The following is a 15173-nucleotide window of genomic DNA, read 5'->3' as shown; positions in this document are numbered from 1 at the left end:
CGACGAACTCCACCAGCCCACCGCCGACACCGTCCTGGACCGCATGCGCCGCTTCGACGCCAAGGGCCGCACCAGCTGATCCGGCCCACCGAGGCCCGAAGCCACCCGTCCCCCGAGTACCCCCAGGACTGACACTCCCTCATGTTCCGCACCGCACTGCGCAATGTGCTCGCCCACAAGGGCCGGCTGCTGATGACGGTACTGGCCGTCATGCTCGGCACCGCCTTCGTGTCCGGCACGCTGGTCTTCTCCGACACCTTCGGCAACGCGCTGAGGACCCAGAACTCCAAGAGCTACACCGACGTCGCCGTCACGGTCGCCGACCGCGAGGCCCGCAACCTCAGTGACGACCGCGGCGAGCAGCTCGCCGGCCCGACGCTCACCGAGGAGACCCGCACCAAGGTCGCCGCGGTGCCCGGCGTCGCCGAGGTCCGCGGCGTGGTCAGCGGCTTCGCCGGCATCGCCGACACCAAGGGCGCGCTGATCGGCAACGGCTTCTCCACCACCGGCACCAACTACGTGCCGGGCGCCGACGGCACCGACCCGCGCTACCCGCTGGTCGAGGGCCGCGGCCCGAAGGACGCCACCGAGATCGCGCTGGACCGCAAGACCGCCGACAAGGGCGGCTACAAGGTCGGCGACACCGTCCGGGTCGCGGTCAACGGCCCGGTGATGAAGCTCAAGCTCACCGGCACCCTGACCACCAACGACCCGCGCGTGGTGGCCGGCGGCTCGCTCGCCGCCTTCGACACCGCCACCGCCCAGCAGCTCTACCTGACCCCGGGCCGCTACGCCGAGCTGGACGTCAGGTCCAAGCCGGGCACCGACGACGCCGCGCTGCTCACCGCCGTCAAGCAGGCCGTCCCGCAGGGCGACTCCATCGAGGCGAAGACCGGCCGTGAACTCGCCGCCGAGCAGGACGAGATGATCAGGAAGGGCACCACCGTCCTGACCACCGTCCTGATGGGCTTCGCGGGCATCGCGCTGTTCGTCGGCATCTTCATCATCGCCAACACCTTCACCATGCTGGTCGCCCAGCGCACCAAGGAGCTGGCGCTGCTGCGCGCCGTCGGCGCCACCCGCCGCCAGATCACCCGCTCGGTGCTGATCGAGGCCGTGCTGGTCGGCCTGACCGCCGCGGTGACCGGTCTGCTGGCGGGCATCGGCATCGCCGCCGGACTCAAGTCGCTGCTCAACGGCCCGATGGACGCCAACCTGCCGGACGGCCCGCTGATCATCGCCCCGACCACGGTGGTCGCCGCGCTCGCCGTCGGCGTGCTGGTGACGGTGCTGGCCGCCTGGCTGCCCGCCCGCCGGGCCTCCCGGATCGCCCCGGTGGCGGCGATGAGCTCGGCCGAGCAGCCCGCGACCCAGAAGGGCCTGCGGATCCGCAACACCATCGGCCTGCTGTTCTCCCTGGCCGGCCTCGCCGCGCTGGCCGGCGGTGTGGCCGGCAAGGAGGTCAAGCTGGTCGGCCTCGGCGCCGGCACGCTGCTGATCGGCGTGTTCGTGCTGACCCCGCTGCTGTCCCGGCCGCTGATCGCGCTGTTCGCCCCGCTGCTGCGCGCCGTGTACGGCGCCCCGGGCAAGCTGGCCCAGGAGAACGCGGTCCGCAACCCGCGCCGCACCGCCGCGACCGCCTCGGCGCTGACCATCGGCGTCACCCTGATCACCTCGCTGACGGTGATCGGCGCCTCGGTGAACCAGGCCGTGGACAAGGCCGCCGAGACCGACCTCAAGGCCGACTACACCGTCGCCATGCAGAACTTCTCGAAGCTCTCCCCCGAGGTCGCCGCCCAGATCGCCAAGGCGCCCGGCGTCAGCGTGATCAGCGCCGAGCGCAGCGTCACCGTCAAGACGGGGCAGAACGGCGAGGACAGCGAGTGGATGACCGCGGTGGACGCCGCGACCATCGACCAGGTGGCCACCGTCAAGGTCAAGGAGGGCTCCCCGGACGCCCTCAAGCAGGGCAGGCTGCTGGTCAGTTCGGGCCGCGCCGAGCGCGCCGGCTACAAGGTCGGCGACACCCTCGCCGTCACCTACCCGGACGGCGCCAAGGGCTCGCTGACCGTCGGCGGCATCCTGGAGGCCAACACCGCGCTGGCCTCGGTCATCGTCCCGGAGGCCGTGGTCGCCCCGCACCTGGCGCCCGCCACCGGCCTGGAGAAGGTCCTGGTCAAGGGCACCAACGGCGCGACCGAGGAGCTGAAGCAGGCGCTGCGCGACGCGACCGGCGGCAACCCGCTGATCGCGGTCAAGGGCGCGAAGGAGATCAAGGCGGAGAACCGCCAGATGATCACCGGCATCCTGAACATGATGTACGGGCTGCTCGGCATGTCCGTGGTCATCGCGGTGCTCGGCGTGGTCAACACCATGGCCATGTCGGTGTTCGAGCGCCGCCGGGAGATCGGCATGCTGCGGGCGATCGGCCTGGACCGGCTCGGCATCCGCCGGATGGTCCGGCTGGAGTCGCTGCTGATCGCGCTGTTCGGCGGGCTGGTGGGTGTCGGACTCGGCATCCTGGTCGCCTGGGCGGGTGTGCGCACGCTGGCGGACAGCCTCAAGGACATCACCACCGTGGTGCCGCCGGTGCAGACCGTCGGCTTCCTGCTCGCGGCCGCCGTGATCGGCCTGCTGGCCGCGCTCTGGCCGGCCCACCGGGCGGCGAAGCTGGACATCCTGGACTCGATCAAGAGCCAGTAGTCCGGGCCCGGAACGGACGGAGCCCCCGGGGCGGTTCGGAAGAACCGGCCCGGGGGCTCCGTCGTGTCATCAGGCGAGCGTCATCAGGTGGACATCGTCAACCGGACAGCATCAGGTGAACCGGATCGGGTGAAGCGGATCAGTTGAACAGCACCTTCTCGTTGTTCGGCTGCAGGGTGCCGGTGGTCAGCCCGGCGGCCGAGACCAGCAGCTGGCCGGCCGGCTTGCCGTCGGTGCCCAGCACCTCGGCGTTGACCGCCGTGGTCTCGTCCGGCGCGGTGACCTGGAGGCCGGTGAGCACGTGGCAGGTCGCGTCCGACTTGTCGCAGGCGCTCCACTTGAGGCCCGCGTAGCCGGACTTGTTGGGCTTCAGGGTGACCAGCACCGCGGGCCCGGGGTGCGACTCGCGGTTGGCCGCCAGCGCGTCCGCGCTGTTGTCGGCCTTCAGGCCGCCGAAGCCCGGGTAGCCGTACAGGGTGCAGTTGTGGCTGCTCTTGTTCTTGATCGTCAGCATCGCCGAGCCCGCGCCCTTGAGCTGCACGGTGGCGGTGATGTCGTCGCTCTTGCAGCGCGAACCGGCCGCCTGGCCGGCCATCGGGTCACCCGGGACGGTGGCCCCGGCGGCGCTCGCCTTCGGGTCGCCCGGCTTGTCGTCGGTGTACTTCACGTCGTCGCACGCGGTCAGCAACACGGTCGCCGCGAGGGCGGCGACACCGGCGGCGACTAACCTGGCAGGCCTGCGAACGGTCATGTTCCCCCCATGTGTGGGTAATGGCATGGTGCTGTCACCCTAAGTACGAAGGTGGTGGCGCAACGGTTCCACTGGGACTGCAGTTTGTCAGAGCTGACCGTTTTCGTCGTCTTCCTGACTGATTCCGACCGCTCCTGGCGAGAACTGGCTCCGCTCCTACGAAACCGCCCCGACCGGCGGGTGCCGGACGGGGCGGTACGGGTGGAGCGGGGTGGAGCGGGTGCTACGGGTGGAGCAGGTCGAACGGCCGGATCAGGCGGCCGGCTTGGCGGCCACCGGCTGGGCGGGCTTCTTGCTCCTGCCGCCGCCGAGGACGTTGAAGAACACCGCCAGGGTCGGGACCAGGTAGAGCAGCCAGACCACCAGCTGCAGCACCGTCGGGTCCGGCTGGAAGTTGAACACGCCCTTCAGCAGGGTGCCGTACCAGCTGTCCTTGGGGATGGTGCTGGAGATGTCGAAGGCCGTGTTGTGCAGGCCGGGCAGCCAGCCGGCCTCCTGGAGGTCGTGCACGCCGTAGGCGAGGACGCCGGCCGCGACCACGACCAGCATCGCGCCGGTCCAGGTGAAGAACTTGGCCAGGTTGATCTTCAGCGCGCCCCGGTAGAACAGCCAGCCGAGCACCACCGAGGTGAGCAGGCCGAGCGCGGCGCCGATCAGCGGGTTCCAGCCGTCACCGGTGGCCTGGACGGCGGTCCAGATGAACAGGGACGTCTCCAGGCCCTCGCGGCCGACGGCCAGGAAGGCGGTGACCACCAGGGCGGTGGTGCCCATCGCGATCGCCGCGTCCAGCTTGCCGTGCAGCTCGGTCTTCAGGTGCCGGGCGGTGCGCCGCATCCAGAAGACCATCCAGGTCACCAGGCCGACCGAGATGATCGACAGCGAGCCGCCGAGCGCCTCCTGGGCCTCGAAGGTGAGCTGCGAGGAGCCGAACTGGAGCACCGCGCCGAAGGCCATGGAGAGCGCCACGGCCGAGCCGACGCCGATCCACACCGGCGGCAGCCGGTCCTTGCGGCCGGTCTTGACCAGGTAGGCGATCAGGATGCAGACGACCAGGCTGGCTTCGAGGCCTTCGCGCAGGCCGATCAGGTAGTTGCCGAACACGCGGGCTCCTGGGGGGTGTCGAGATGGTACGGGAGAACAGGAGGGGTGTCAGCCGAAGAGGGCCTGGCCCCACCACTCCCCCGGCTTGCGCACGCCCGCCGGGCAGGCGAAGTGGGCGGAGCCGACGTGCTGGATGTACTCGTTGAGCTTGTCGCTCGCCGCGAGCTTCTGCTGGAGCGGGACGAAGGCCTTGCGGGTGTCGCGCTGGTAGGCGAGGAAGAACAGCCCGGCGTCCAGGCGGCCGAGGCCGTCGGTGCCGTCGGTGAAGGAGAAGCCGCGGCGCAGGATCATCAGGCCGCTGTTGGCGTCCGGGTGGGCGAGGGCGACGTGCGAGGTCGCGGGCATCGCCGCGAGGTCCGGCGCGTCGTGCTCCTTGCCCTTGCCGTACGGGGCGCCCTCGCCCTTGGTGCGGCCGAAGGTGTCCTCCTGGTCCTTCAGCGAGGCGCGGTCCCAGGTCTCGATGTGCATCCGGATCCGCCGGGCGACCAGGTAGGAGCCGCCGGTCATCCACTCCGGGCCGTCGCCGGGGGCGGCCCAGACGTGGTCGGCCAGCTTCGCGCCGTCGGTGCCCGCGATGTTGTGGGTGCCGTCCTTGAACCCCATCAGGTTGCGCGGGGTCTGCTCGTCCGGGGTGGTCGAGGAGGTCTTGCCGAAGCCGAGCTGCGACCAGCGGATGTTGACGGTGCCCATGCCGATCCGGGCCAGGTTGCGGATCGCGTGCACGGCGACCTGCGGGTCGTCGGCACAGGCCTGGACGCAGAGGTCGCCGCCGCTGCGGGTCGGGTCGAGCTTGTCGCCCTTGAAGTTCGGCAGGTCGATCAGGCCCTCGGGGCGCTTGGCCTGGAGGCCGAAGCGGTCGACGCCGTCCTTCTCGAACAGGCTCGGCCCGAAGCCGATGGTCAGGGTGAGCCGGGAGGCGGGCAGGCCGAGGGCCTCGCCGGTGTCGTCCGGCGGCGCCTCCGGCGAGCCGGGCACCGCGCCGGTGCCGACCTCGCGGCCGCCGGTCATCGCGGCGGCCGCCTTGGTCCACTCCTTGAGCAGCTTGACCAGGGACTCCCGGGTGGCCTTCTCGGAGACGTCGAAGGCGGCGAAGTGCAGCCGGTCCTGGACCGGGGTGGAGATGCCCGCCTGGTGCTCGCCGTAGAACGGCACCTCGGCGCCGACGGGGGCGGCGGCCGGGACGGCGTCGTCCTGCCGGGTGGCCGCGGCGACCGAGCCGACGGCGGCGGCGCCGAGCGCGACGCCCGCGCCGGCCCAGCCGATGACGGCGCGTCGGCTGACCGCGCCCCTGGTCCCGGTGGCGTCGGCGGCGGCCGGCGTCCCGTTCTGCTGCTCGTTCTCCGCGTCCATCGGCGGGCGGGCCCTTCTACTGTGCTGGACTTCTGCGCTGACCCGCGGAGGCCGTGGGGCCCGGATCGCGGGCCGCCACGGCGTCGGCGGGGTACTTCGGGGTGGGGTGGCCGGTTACTTGACGACCACGGCGGCGGCCAGCTTCGACAGCGGCTCGCCCAGCGAGTTGACCGCGTCGGAGAAGGCCTTGCGCTCGGCCTCGGTGACCTTGTCGTAGGAGGTGAAGGTGCCGTCGGCCTGCTTGTACTTGGCCAGCAGGGTGTTGATGGCGGCGAACTCGGAGTCCAGCGTCTTCGCCAGCTCCGCGTCCTTCTCGGAGGCGACCGGCTTCAGCAGCTCGTAGGCCTTCTGCGCGCCCTCGACGTTGGCGTGGAAGTCGGCCAGGTCGGTGTGGCTGTAGCGGTCCTCCTCACCGGTGATCTTGTTGGTGGCGACCTCGTCCAGCAGCTCCTTGGCGCCGTTGGCCATGCTGGTCGCGGTGATCTCCGCCTCGGGGATCTTCTTCTGCCAGTCCTTGAGGTCGGCGACCAGCTGGTCGGCGAGCTTCTTCTCGTCGTCGCCGATCTTCGCGTCGGCCCAGAGCGACTTCTCCAGCTTGTGCCAGCCGGTCCAGGCCTGGCCCGGCTCCAGCTTGTCCTCGCGGGTGTCGGTCTTCGGGTCGACGTCGCCGAAGCTCTCGGCGACCGGCTCGGTGCGCTCCCAGCCGGTGCGCGAGGGCGCGTACAGCGACTTGGCCTTCTCCAGGTCGTCCGCCTTGATCGCGGCGGCGAAGGCCTCGACGGCCGGGATGGTGGCGTCGGCCTGCTCCTGGGCGTACTTCCGGTAGGCGTCGACGGCGGCGGCCAGGCGCGGGTCGGCCGGCGCGGCGCTGCCGCCCTCGCCGGTGACGGTGATCTTCTGGCGGATGCCGTTGCCGACCATGCCGGGCTTGCAGGCGATCTCGTACGAGCCGGCCTTGATCTCGGCGTTGATGCTCGCCTTGGTGCCGGGGCCGATGTTCTCGCGCTCGGTGACGATCTTGTCGCCGTCGCCGTAGACGTAGACCTCGGTGGTCTTGGAGCCCTTGTTGCTGATGTCCAGGACGACGTGGCCGGCCGGGAAGGTGGTCTTGGAGACCTCGCAGGCGGTGTCGGTCGCGTTCACCTTGACCGCGTCGGAGCCGCCGGCCTTGTCGTCCTTCTTGGACGCGCAGCCGGCCAGGGCTGCGGTCGCCACGGCGAGGGTGAGCAGCGCGGCTGCGGTGGAACGGCGACGGGCGGACATGCGGGCTCCAACGGGAAAGGGCATGGGTGTGCCAAGGCAGTGCGGCCGGCCGGGGACCAGCAGACCATCATTAGCTAAGGCATACCTTACGTAAAGACGATTTTCCGTCTACACCCACCCCCTGAACCGTTACCGTCCCGGTGTCCGGCGGGCGGCCGTCCTGCCCGGCAGGCCGCCACCGTCCCGGCGGGCGGCTACCGTCCCGGTGTCCGGCGGGCCGCGGCCCGGGCCGTCCAGCGGCCCTCGTGCCGGCTGATCCGGATCGGGTGGCCGAAGGTCTCGCTGATCAGCTCCGTGGTCATCACCTCGTCCACCGGCCCGGCCGCCACGCACTCGCCGCCGCGCAGCAGCAGGGCGTGGGTGGTGCTCTCCGGCAGCTCCTCCAGGTGGTGGGTGACCAGCACGCTGGCCAGCTCCGGGTGCTGGTGGCGCAGCAGGTCCAGGCTGTCCAGCAGCAGCTCCCGGGCGGTCAGGTCGAGCCCGGTGGCCGGCTCGTCGAGCAGCAGCAGCCGGGGGCTGGGCATCAGCGCGCGGGCGATCAGGGCCCGGCCGCGCTCGCCCTGGGAGAGCGTCGTCCACGCGGCCTCGGCCATCGCGCGCATGCCGAGCGTGTCGATCAGCTGCTCGGCCCGCTCCAGCGCCTCCGGGGCCGGCTTGCGGTGGAACTCCGGCTCGATCGTGTTGGTGTAGCCGGTGAGCACCACCTCGCGCACGCTCAGCGGCGAGCGCAGCGGGTGGCGCGGGTTGACGTGCCCGAGATGGGCGCGCAGCTCGCGGACGTCCACCCGGCCGAGCCGGCGGCCGAGCACGTCCACCTCGCCGCGGGTGGGGTGGGAGACGGCGCCGAGCAGCGCGAGCAGGGTGGACTTGCCGGCGCCGTTGGGGCCGAGCAGCGCCCAGTGCTCGCCGGGCCGGATCTCCAGGGTGATCCCGCGCAGCAGGTGGCGGCCGTCGCGCACGACGTCCACGTCGCGGGTGCGCAGCACGGGCCCGGCGAAGTCGGGGGCGGATGAGTTCATGGGACTCCGATCACGGTGCCGGGCAGGGTGCGGGCGGGGCGCCGCACGGGACGGTCCGGCGCCGTCCGTCCGCGTGCAGAGTACAACCGTCGAGTCGCGGGAGGTCGGGGCGTCCGAGGGGTGGACGCGCCAGAACCCTGTCGCCCGGCGGGAGTTGGGAGGAGGATGGTGCCCTTTCCGAGGGGGGACGAGGGGGGACTCGATGACCGCGGACGGGGAACGGGCCGCCGGCACGCTGCACGGGCTGGTCGAGGAATGGGCCCGCCGGGCGCCGGCCGCGGTGGCCGTGCGCTGCGGCGGGCAGGAGCTCACGTACGGGGAGCTGGTGGGGCGGGCCGGGCGGCTGGCCGCCGTGCTGGCGGAGCGGGGCCTGGCCCCGGGCGGGCGGGCGGCGGTCGCGCTGGGCCGGGGCACCGAGGTGTACGTGGCGCTGCTGGCCGTGCTGACGGCGGGCGCGGCGTTCGTGCCGCTGGAGCCCACCGCGCCGGACGCGCTGCTGCGGCACGTGCTGGCGGACGCCGCACCGGACGTGGTGGTGACCGAGGAGCGCCACCGGGTCCGACTGGCGGACGCGGGCGGGGCGCCGCTGGTCTGCGTCGACACGGCCGCCCCCGCGCGGGCCCCCTTCGAGCCGCCCGAGGTCACCGCCGCCGACCTCGCCTGCGTCTTCTACACCTCCGGCGCCACCGGCCTGCCCCTCGGCGCGCTGATCGAGCACCGCAACCTGCTGGCCGCGTACGCGGGCTGGCGCGAGGTGTACGGGCTCACCGCCGAGGACCGGATCCTGCAGACCGCGAGCCTGGAGTTCGACGTCTTCACCGCCGACTGGGTCCGGGCCCTCGGCACCGGCGCGACCCTGGTCGTCACCCCGTTCAACCTCACCCTGGACCGCGCCGCCGACCTCGGCGCGCTGCCCGCCCTGGTCGCCGCCGAGCGGATCACCGTCCTGGAGCTGAACGTCCGCACCGCGCGCCGGCTGACCGCCCTGCTGACGCGGACCGGCGGCAGGCTGCCCGGGGTGCGGCTGCTCACCGTGGGCGCCGAGAAGTGGTACCTGGACGAGCAGTTGGGCCTGCAGCGGCTGCTCGGCGGGGAGGCGAGGGTGCTGAACGTCTACGGGCTGGCCGAGGCCACCGTGGACAGCACCTGGTTCGACGCCCGGGGCACCGCGGCCGCCGAGGGCGCCGAACGGGTCTCGCTGGTCGGCCGGCCCTTCCCCGGCACCCGGGTGTACGTGCTGGGCCCGAACGGCACCCCCGCCAAGCAGGGCATGACGGGGGAGATCGCGATCGCCGGCGCCGGCCTGGCCCGCGGCTACCTGAACCGGCCGACGGACACCGCCCGCCGCTTCGTCCGCGCGGACTTCGACCCGGACGGCCGGGTGCTGCTGACCGGCGACCTCGGGGTGCTGCGGGCGGACGGCGTACTGGAGTTCACCGCCCGGGCCGCGACCGTGGTCGGCCCGCTCGGCGCGGAGCGGCCGACCGGCGTGCTGGCGCGGGTGCGGGCGGCGGTCCACGCGGAGGGCGCGCTGCGCGGGCACCCGGCGGTGCGGGAGGCGGCCGTCGTCTACGTGGAGCCGGTACCGGGGCGGCGGCGGCTGGTCGGCTACGCGGTGACCGATCCGGCCGTGTACGGGGCGGACGGCTGGTCGCTCTCCCAGTACCTGGAGAGGAAGCTCAGGGGCCGCCCGGTGCCCGCCGCCGTCGTCACGCTGCGCGAGCTGCCGCGCACCCGGGCGGGCAAGCTGGACCGCGCGGCACTGCCGCTGCCGGCCCCGCCGGAGCACGCCGCCCCGCGCTCCGCCAAGGCGGGCGGGCGGAGCGGCGGCAAGGGCGGCGGCAAGGCCGGGGGCCGGCGTTCCGGGAACGCGGGCTTCACCGGCGGCTGCGCGGCGGTGGTCTGCGTCCTGGTGTTCGCCTTCGCGGCCTGGGCGATGACCTTCGCGCTCTTCCCCGGCTCGACCGACCTCACGGGCGTCCCCTCCCCGTACCGCGGCTTCTTCCAGCTGCTGTACCTCTGCGAGAACCTGGCCTTCGGCGCCGGGATCGTCTACCTCACCATCGGTTTCGAGGCCGTCCTGCGGCTGGGCAGGCCGTTCGGGCTGTCGCTGCTGACCCATCTGGCGATCGCCTGGCTGCTGGTCAACTGGTGGCCGCAGGACAACCTCTACCGGCTCACCAGGGCCACCGACTGGCCGCGCGAGACGGCGATGGTGTTCGCGTTCAACGTCCCGCTGATGCTCGCGGCGCTGGTGCTGGTGCGCTTCGTGCTCTGGCGGCCGCCGGCCGGGAAGGAGTGACGGGACCCCGGCGGCGGCTCAGGCGGGTCCGACTCCAGCGGCGACTGCTCAGGCGCGCCCGACGTCGCCGGCGGCTCAGCGCAGCGCCTCGAACATCCGGGCCAGCCCGTGGTTCGCGGCGGCGACCAGCGCCTCGGCCGCGTCCAGCGACTCGGTGTCCGGCCCGGCCAGGGCGAGGCCGACGAAGGGCTCCGGCTCGCGGGAGGCGGTCGGGATCAGCGGCAGCAGGGTGACGCCGAGCCGGGCGCAGCGCGGCCGCAGCCGTTCCAGATGGTCGTGCAGCGCGGCCTGGTCGAGCCGGGCGCCGAGCGGCATCGCGTCCAGGGTGCGGACCAGGTGGCCGGGGCCGCGCACCGCGTCGAGGCGGGCGCGCAGCACGAGGGCGACGGCCGGGCCGGTGAGCCGCAGGTTGATCTCGGTGGGGGCGAGCCGGCGCTCCCGGTCGGTGACGAAGTCGACGTCGTACCAGCCCCGGTAGCCCTCGGCGGCCAGCCGCTCCCCCACCGCCACGGCGAACCGGCGGGCGGTGTCGGCGGCGTCCCCCGGCACCGCGCCGGGGCCGACGGTGACGCCCTGGTAGCGGGTGCCGGCCACCTCCATGGCGCCCGCGCCGACCGGGTGGACGGTGCCGTCCGGGCCGACCAGGGCGTCCTGGGTGAGGTCGCGAAGCCGGGCGGACGGGCCGGCGTCGACGTACTCTTCCAGCAGCAACTCCCCGTCGGCGGGCAGGAGTTCGGTGCGGACCAGGCGCCGCAGCAGGGCCCGGCCGCCGCCCGCGGCGAACAGTTCGGCGGGCTCCACCACGACGGTGCCGTAGCCGCCGACGCCGTACGGGCTCTTCAGCACCGTGGTCAGGCCCCGGACGGCGCGGGCGGTCAGCCGGCGGGCCGCCCGGCGTCGGCCGCCCGGGCGCTCCTGGTGCGGCACCCGGATGCCGGGGTGCCCGGGGGCGAGGGCGGTGAACAGGTCGTGCGCGGCGGCCTTGGACTCGTAGCGGCGGACGGCGGCCAGCTCGGGCCCCTCGCCCTGCGCGGCCGTCCGGCCCCACCCCACCACCGGACGGCCGGAGTCGGCGATCCGGGCCGCCAGGGCGGGACGGTCGGCGAGGGCCTCGGCCACCGTGCGGTCCGGTGCCACGCCGCTGTGCACCTCGACCGGGCCCCAGGCCAACTCCCGGGCCAGCCAGTCGGTCCACTCCGGGGCGACCTCGGCGGGCAGCACCAGCAGCGCCGGTTCGGGGCTGTAGCAGGCGGCCAGGCAGGCGTAGTGGTGGGCGTGCCGCAGCCGTCGCAGGCGCTGCGCCGGGTCCATGCCGGGGGCGAAGAACTGCGCGTTGAAGTCCGCGACGTCGCCCACGTGGACCGCCGCCCGGCCGCCGGTCCAGGCCCCCACCCATCCGTCCATGGGGCGGAAGCGTAGGGCCTCGGCGGGCCGGCCGCCCAGTGTCGGAGCACCAGAGGTCCGGCGGCCTGGCGGCGGCCCGGCGGCAAGGTGTCAGAGCGCCAACAGCCCGGCGTCGGTGGGGCGCAGGCCGCAGGCGTCGAGGTAGAAGGGGCGCAGGTGCGGCTCGAAGTCGACGTGCAGCCAGGCGCAGCCGGCCGCGCGGGCGCCGTCGGCGGCCTCCGCGACCAGCCGGGTGGCGACGCCCTGCCGCCGGGCGTCCGGGGAGACCGCGGTGTCGAGCAGGAAGGCGTGGACGCCGCCGTCCCAGGCGAGGTTGACGAAGCCGAGCAGGGCGCCGTCGGCGGTGCGGCGGGCGGTGACCCAGCCGAGGCTGTGCCGTTCCAGCCGGGCGAGCCGGCCGCCGGGTTCCACGGGGTGGCCGAAGGCCTCGGCGTGCAGGGCGTCGAGTTCGGGATCGGTGAGCTGGCCGCGCCACAGGTAGTCGATCGTCACGACGGCACTGTAGAGCCCTTGTTAACTTCCGATCATTTTTTATCGACCAAGGACACGACTTGGCAAAGTTATGACCTTTCCTCTAGCTCAATCTGACTGACCCCCGTCAATCTCGGTCGCAGCTCCTTTCCCTGCACAGCTACCCCCACTGGAGTCCGAGTGATCCCCACGTCCTCCTCCCGCCGTGCCCGCGTGGCCGCGGCCTTCGTGGTCGTCGCCGCCCTCGCCGGCGCCACCGTCCCGGCCGCCACCGCCTCCGCCGCCCCCGGCATGCGCGAGGCCGCGATATCCCAGGCCCGAGCCAACGTCGCCCACAACGCGGGGGTGTTCGGCTTCGGCGCCGGCCAGGACCTCGTGCTCAAGGACGTCGTGGTCGACGCCGACGGTGCCACCCACGTCCGCTTCGACCGGACCTTCCAGGGCCTGCCGGTGGTCGGCGGCGACCTGGTCGTCCACCAGGACGCCAAGGGCCGGCTCAAGGACTCCTCCCGCGCGGCCGCCCACGACGCCGCCGTGAAGTCGACCGTCCCCAAGGTGACCGCGCAGTCCGGCGCGGCCGGCGCGCTGGCCGCCGCCCCGGGTGTCAAGGACGCCGTCAGCAGCCCCGAGCTGGTCGTCTGGGCCGCCGACGGCACCCCCCGGCTGGCCTGGCGCACCACCGTCGAGGGCACCGGCGAGCACGGCCAGCCGGCCGGCAAGGTGGTCGTCACCGACGCCACCACGGGCGAGCAGATCGAGTCCTACGACGCCGAGCACCAGGCGGCCGGCACCGGGAACTCCGAGTACACCGGCACGGTCACCATCGACACCACCGCCGCGAACGGCGGCTACACCCTGACCGATCCGGTCCGCGGCCACGTCACCAAGGACGCCAACAACGTCGCCGCGAGCTCGCTCAAGGCCTCCTCCGGCACCGCGATCACCAGCACCACCAACGTCTGGGGCGACGGAAAGAAGTTCTCCTCCGACCGCACCACCGCCGCCGTCGACGCCCACGCCAACACCGCCTGGACGTACGACTACTACAAGAACGTCCACGGCCGCAGCGGCATCAAGAACGACGGCAAGGGCGCCACCGTCTTCGTCCACGTCGGCACCAACTGGGACAACGCCCAGTGGTCCGACACCTGCTTCTGCATGATGACCGGCGACGGCGACGGCACCACCGACCCGGAGCAGGTGGACCTCGACACCATGGGCCACGAGATGACCCACGGCGTCACCAGCGCCACCGCCAACCTGCGCTACAGCGGCGAGTCCGGCGGCCTCAACGAGTCCACCAGCGACATCTTCGGCACCATGGTCGAGTGGTACGCCAACAACAGCGTCGACAAGGGCGACTACCTGTTCAGCGACCAGTCCACCCCGCCGTGGCTGCGCCGCTTCGACAAGCCCTCGCTGGACGGCCGTTCGGCCGACTGCTGGAGCAGCGGCGTCGGCAAGCTCGACGTCCACTACTCCTCGGGCGTCGGCAACCACTGGTTCTACCTGGCCAGCGAGGGCAGCGGCACCAAGACCGTCAACGGCGTCACCTACACCAGCCCGACCTGCAACAACTCCACGCTGGCCGGTATCGGCAACGCCAAGGTCGCCAAGATCTGGTACCGCGCGCTGACCGTCTACATGACCTCCACCACCACCTACAAGGGCGCCCGCTCCGCCTCCCTGAACGCGGCCCGCGACCTGTACGGCGCCGGCAGCGCCGAGTACAACGCGGTCGCGGCGGCCTGGAGCGGCGTCAACGTCAACTGACGTACGGTGCCTAGTGGTTGAAGCCCACGTGGCAGTGGTCGTGGTGGGTGTCGTCGGTGAAGAACTGGTTGCCGACGCCGCCCGGGACCGCCACCGGACCGCCCACGTTGTACGCACCGGCGGCGGCCGCGTCCCGCATGAAGGACTCGACCAGCTGCCGGGACGTACCCGGGTCCACCACCGCCAGGCCGTCGATCCGCCAGACGTCGAAGGCCCGGCCCAGCGGATGGTCGCTGGGCCGGGTCGTCCCGAAGACGTCCAGCGGGTGGCCGGTCCGCACCACGCTCACCGAGAGCGTGTACGGGCCGGCCAGCCGCAGCATCGCCTCCAGCACGCTGTCGTGGACCGTGCCGCCGCGCAGGTCGGCGGCGGCCTCCGGCGGCAGCTCGATCCGGGGCTCGGCCAGCACCCGGGCCACCGCGGGCGACGGCGCGGCGGCGGCCGGGCCCGCGACACCCGGACGCAGGTCGGTGACGGTCCAGCGCGGCTCGGCCCGGCCCAGCCGGACGTCCACCGTGGTGCCGCCCTCGGCCACCGAGCCGTCCGGGCCTCGGGTCCACTGCCGGCACACCACCAGCACGCTCGCCGAGTCGTCGAGGATGCCGCCGTACTGGGCGACCACCACCTCCAGGCTCGCCTCCGACGCCGCCGGGGCCAACGGACCGGCGGCGTCGGCCAGCGCGGGCGGCAGGCCGAGCGCCGCCACCCGGGCCCGGGCCGCCTCCACTCCCTGCCCGCCGGGCGGCCAGGCGCCGAGCGCGGCGACCAGCTCGACGGCGCGGCGCTTGACGTCGGGCTGGATCTCGCCGGGGCCGGGCTGCCAGAGGGGCGGGCGGGGCAGCGGGGTGGGCGCGGGTGTCTCGGTCAGCGTTCCGGCCGGTGTCGCGGGCGTCGTCGTGCTCGGACTCGGCCCGGCCGCCCGTGACGTGCTCCCGCCCGTGCACCCCGCCGCGCCCAGCGCCAGCGCCGCCGCCGCGCCCGCCCGCAGCACCCCGCGCCGGTCCGGACCCCGGCCGCCGTCTCCACCCGTCATGCC

The 15173-nt window shown here is 73.4% G+C and carries 11 protein-coding genes and 1 pseudogene; 4 read left to right on the top strand and 8 right to left on the bottom strand.

All coding sequences use genetic code 11. From position 1 onward, the window contains the following. Together ACLWS4_RS12510 and ACLWS4_RS12505 are read left to right on the top strand one after the other, a co-directional pair. Window positions 1-79, top strand: a pseudogene (locus ACLWS4_RS12510) (ABC transporter ATP-binding protein); the annotation flags it as partial. 62 nt (window positions 80-141) lie between these two features. Further along, on the top strand, window positions 142-2703 hold the full coding sequence (locus ACLWS4_RS12505) for an ABC transporter permease (RefSeq protein ID WP_416874130.1): 2562 nt from the start codon (window positions 142-144) through the stop codon (window positions 2701-2703). A 139-nt stretch (window positions 2704-2842) separates the two neighbouring features. Here the strand turns inward: ACLWS4_RS12505 and ACLWS4_RS12500 are convergent, their stop codons facing one another. From ACLWS4_RS12500 to ACLWS4_RS12480, 5 genes are all read right to left on the bottom strand, one after another. Beyond that, complete coding sequence (locus ACLWS4_RS12500) at window positions 2843-3454, bottom strand: DUF4232 domain-containing protein (RefSeq protein WP_158077734.1); 612 nt, start codon at window positions 3452-3454, stop codon at window positions 2843-2845. 252 nt (window positions 3455-3706) lie between these two features. Then, entirely contained in the window at window positions 3707-4555 is an 849-nt protein-coding gene (gene efeU / locus ACLWS4_RS12495; RefSeq protein WP_387824206.1) for an iron uptake transporter permease EfeU, read from the bottom strand. A 48-nt stretch (window positions 4556-4603) separates the two neighbouring features. Further along, complete coding sequence (efeB, locus tag ACLWS4_RS12490; protein ID WP_416874129.1) at window positions 4604-5905, bottom strand: iron uptake transporter deferrochelatase/peroxidase subunit; 1302 nt, start codon at window positions 5903-5905, stop codon at window positions 4604-4606. A 114-nt stretch (window positions 5906-6019) separates the two neighbouring features. Beyond that, a complete protein-coding gene (efeO, locus tag ACLWS4_RS12485) occupies window positions 6020-7168 on the bottom strand; it encodes an iron uptake system protein EfeO (protein WP_117486588.1) in 1149 nt (382 codons plus the stop codon). 194 nt (window positions 7169-7362) lie between these two features. Beyond that, window positions 7363-8187, bottom strand: a complete 825-nt coding sequence (locus ACLWS4_RS12480; protein WP_049655803.1) for an ABC transporter ATP-binding protein — start codon at window positions 8185-8187, stop codon at window positions 7363-7365. A gap of 202 nt (window positions 8188-8389) precedes the next feature. Here ACLWS4_RS12480 and ACLWS4_RS12475 point away from each other — a divergent pair, with 202 nt between their 5' ends. Continuing rightward, the gene (locus tag ACLWS4_RS12475; protein ID WP_416874128.1) at window positions 8390-10489 is read left to right on the top strand and encodes an AMP-binding protein; all 2100 of its coding nucleotides are present in this window, start codon (window positions 8390-8392) and stop codon (window positions 10487-10489) included. A 75-nt stretch (window positions 10490-10564) separates the two neighbouring features. Here ACLWS4_RS12475 and ACLWS4_RS12470 read toward each other — a convergent pair whose 3' ends face one another. Next, entirely contained in the window at window positions 10565-11893 is a 1329-nt protein-coding gene (locus ACLWS4_RS12470) for a hypothetical protein (protein WP_375876987.1), read from the bottom strand. Window positions 11894-11983: 90 nt separating this feature from the next. Continuing rightward, complete coding sequence (locus ACLWS4_RS12465; RefSeq protein ID WP_416874127.1) at window positions 11984-12385, bottom strand: GNAT family N-acetyltransferase; 402 nt, start codon at window positions 12383-12385, stop codon at window positions 11984-11986. Window positions 12386-12544: 159 nt separating this feature from the next. Here ACLWS4_RS12465 and ACLWS4_RS12460 point away from each other — a divergent pair, with 159 nt between their 5' ends. Next, entirely contained in the window at window positions 12545-14137 is a 1593-nt protein-coding gene (locus ACLWS4_RS12460) for a M4 family metallopeptidase (RefSeq protein WP_053112463.1), read from the top strand. A gap of 10 nt (window positions 14138-14147) precedes the next feature. Here ACLWS4_RS12460 and ACLWS4_RS12455 read toward each other — a convergent pair whose 3' ends face one another. Further along, the gene (locus tag ACLWS4_RS12455; protein ID WP_416874126.1) at window positions 14148-15170 is read right to left on the bottom strand and encodes a hypothetical protein; all 1023 of its coding nucleotides are present in this window, start codon (window positions 15168-15170) and stop codon (window positions 14148-14150) included. Window positions 15171-15173: the final 3 nt, after the last annotated feature.

It is taken from the genome of Kitasatospora sp. SC0581 (genome assembly GCF_048159585.1).
In the GTDB taxonomy this organism is placed as follows: Bacteria; Actinomycetota; Actinomycetes; order Streptomycetales; family Streptomycetaceae; genus Kitasatospora.
This window is presented reverse-complemented; position numbering and strand designations above follow the sequence as displayed.

What these genes read in the sequence shown, in the direction of transcription:
- ACLWS4_RS12480 (WP_049655803.1), bottom strand. Translation starts at nt 8,187, where the DNA reads ATGAACTCATCCGCCCCCGACTTCGCCGGGCCCGTGCTGCGCACCCGC.
- ACLWS4_RS12505 (WP_416874130.1), top strand. Translation starts at nt 142, where the DNA reads ATGTTCCGCACCGCACTGCGCAATGTGCTCGCCCACAAGGGCCGGCTG.
- efeB (WP_416874129.1), bottom strand. Translation starts at nt 5,905, where the DNA reads ATGGACGCGGAGAACGAGCAGCAGAACGGGACGCCGGCCGCCGCCGAC.
- ACLWS4_RS12500 (WP_158077734.1), bottom strand. Translation starts at nt 3,454, where the DNA reads ATGACCGTTCGCAGGCCTGCCAGGTTAGTCGCCGCCGGTGTCGCCGCC.
- ACLWS4_RS12470 (WP_375876987.1), bottom strand. Translation starts at nt 11,893, where the DNA reads ATGGACGGATGGGTGGGGGCCTGGACCGGCGGCCGGGCGGCGGTCCAC.
- ACLWS4_RS12455 (WP_416874126.1), bottom strand. Translation starts at nt 15,170, where the DNA reads ATGACGGGTGGAGACGGCGGCCGGGGTCCGGACCGGCGCGGGGTGCTG.
- ACLWS4_RS12475 (WP_416874128.1), top strand. Translation starts at nt 8,390, where the DNA reads ATGACCGCGGACGGGGAACGGGCCGCCGGCACGCTGCACGGGCTGGTC.
- efeO (WP_117486588.1), bottom strand. Translation starts at nt 7,168, where the DNA reads ATGTCCGCCCGTCGCCGTTCCACCGCAGCCGCGCTGCTCACCCTCGCC.